General features: G+C 33.9%; 1 protein-coding gene. It reads right to left on the bottom strand.

Translation table 11 applies throughout. The annotated features are described in order from the left end of the window. Nucleotides 1–28 precede the first annotated feature (28 nt). Nucleotides 29–2,479: SpaA isopeptide-forming pilin-related protein (locus GVV20_RS10375; protein ID WP_250690208.1), on the bottom strand; the 2,451-nt coding region annotated here is incomplete at its 5' end.

Below are 2,479 nucleotides of genomic sequence, written 5' to 3' on the forward strand. Positions count from 1 at the left end.
ATTTAATAGAAAATGCTTAAACTAGTTCTTAATCCTGTTTACGGCATTTTGTTAAAATTACAAAGGTTGCAAGAAATAGTACCATTCCTATAATGTATAAAGGTAGATTGCTTGCTTCTCCAGTCTGTGGAAGCCATACATTAGTTGTAACTTTACGGTTTGTCATATCTACTTTTACAATTTCACCATGTTCTTTGATTTTAAACTTCAAAGGTGTTTCATCAATTTGATAGTTTGCTGGAGCTTCAAACTCTTGGAAGAAGTAAACGCCTTTAGGCAATTGACGGAATTTGAATAAACCTTTATCGTCCGTCTTACCTTCAATAACGACATTCATTTCTTCATCGAGAATACGAACACCAGTATTTGGTAATGACTCGCCAGTAACGACATCCGTTTTACTAAGTTCAACTTGTCCTTTTACCAACATATTTTTTAGTTCAAATAAAATAGTTGTGTCATCTGCTTTTTGTTCTCCAATGAGTGTATCATTTTCATCAAACACTTGAATTCCATCTTTGGTTGATTCTACACGGAATACATCTTTAGATAGTACAAAGTCATCTGATGAAGCTTTCTTTTCTTTCAACTGAAAAGTACCGACAGGAATATCATGAAAAACAGCTAACGACTTATCGCTTACTGTAACGGTCTGAATGATAGTATTGTCCTTGTCTTCCAAAGTGAAAATAGCGCCTTTAGATTCAATAAAATCAAATTCATATCCTTGTTTTTTGTCAAGAGTAGCTTGTTCATTCAATTTTTTTAATGAAAAATGATTAAAGTGAAGTTTATTCAACAAGGGCGTATCGTCTTCTTCACTAATGACAATCTCTTTGACAATTTGATTATCTTCTGCGGTAAAAACAAATTCATAATGCTTTTCAAGTAACTGGTGATCTGTTCCAGAGTCCAGTTCTTTAAAGTAATAGTGACCTTCTGGATACTGTAAGTCTTTGAGTAGAAGCTCGCCATCTTTTACTGTGCCAATGTGTAGCAACGAATCTTTTGGTAAAGTAATGTCATTTTCTAAAGACAGTTCTTCATTTATGAATAAACCAAATACTTTATCATTTGCAGGAACTGCTTCAATGATTGGTTTGTTACCACTCCAGGAGTCAATTTGTTCTTGATTTTTCAAAAGAGAGAGTTTCAATGTTTGAAATTCATTTGTTGCCTGTATAGATTCATTAACTAATTCAATTTCTTGTTCAGCATAAGTGAACTCGAATGGAATAGGGGTAGAATCAATTAGAAAACCATCTGGTGCAGATACTTCAACTGCTTCATACTTACCTAGATGTAAAGGTGGCATATTGATGAGTTCACCTGCTTCATCAGTAATTACTTTTGCGACAACATCACCTGCTTTTGCGTGTGTTGTTCCACCAATGACAATATCTTCAACTGCATGAATTTCATAAGTTACATTTGCAAGTGGTCGATAATCGAAGATGAAGGAGTAGAGGTCACCATATTCTGATTCTGTTTGTTCTACTGAAACTGCTTGTTTTCCAGTTTTCTTTAATTTCAATATTCCTTTTTGGGCTTTGTTTTCTAAACGAACCTCAATAGTTTTGTTTGGCTCAATGGTTACCGTTTTAATTTCTCCTTTATTAACAAATCCATTAGGCGCATTTACTTCTGTAATTTTTACCTTTGTTCCTTGAGGAATATCTTTAATTTCTGCTAATCCATCTTTGTCTGTTGTAATATCTTTAACCGTTTCAGCATACTCAAAGCGCAGTTTTGTATCAGGTAATGGTTTTCCTGTTTCTTCATCTACTTTCATAACCTTTACGTTTCCCAATTTAATAACATTTATTTCCACTTTGGCTTGTTTAGAATCTTCTAAGTGAAATTCCACCATAGATTGTTCCTTTGGTTTCTTATAAACAATGGATGTTCCAACTTCTTTTTGTGGCACTTTGCGGTATGTGATTGCCCCGTTATTAGAAGTAGCAGTGGGAGTAATCACAAGCGTGTTTCCATTTTGTTTTAAACTTGTATTTGTGGAATTGGATTCTAAAGTCATATCACTTAATACCCCATTAGAATCTTTAAGTGTAAGAGTTTCTCCAACCTTCACACTCAATTCTTGATTATGCCAAGAAGTAAGGGTATCGTGTTTTTTGACTAAAGTCATTATTTCAGCTTTTCTTTCTTGATAATTGGGAATAGTAGAAGATTGGTAAACATCTCCTAATTCTTCCCAAATCATGAGCTGTGTGACTGCATAGTCATAATGTGTTTGCCCAGTTTTGGTATAACCATAATAGGCGATTTTTGAAAGTAAATCCTTTTTTGCGTTAATAAACTCTTCTGGTGTATAGCCTTCACCACTACTTGCGGGAATTCCAGACTCCACACAGAATACTTTTTTACCATCAATTTTTAAAACATATACACTTTGAGTTAATAGATATCCTAAGTGAACAGGGATACCTGTGTAGTAATAACCTGTTTGTTCATCTAAAAC

This window comes from Erysipelothrix aquatica, assembly GCF_009828775.2.
In the GTDB taxonomy this organism is placed as follows: Bacteria; Bacillota_I; Bacilli_A; order Erysipelotrichales; family Erysipelotrichaceae; genus Erysipelothrix; species Erysipelothrix aquatica.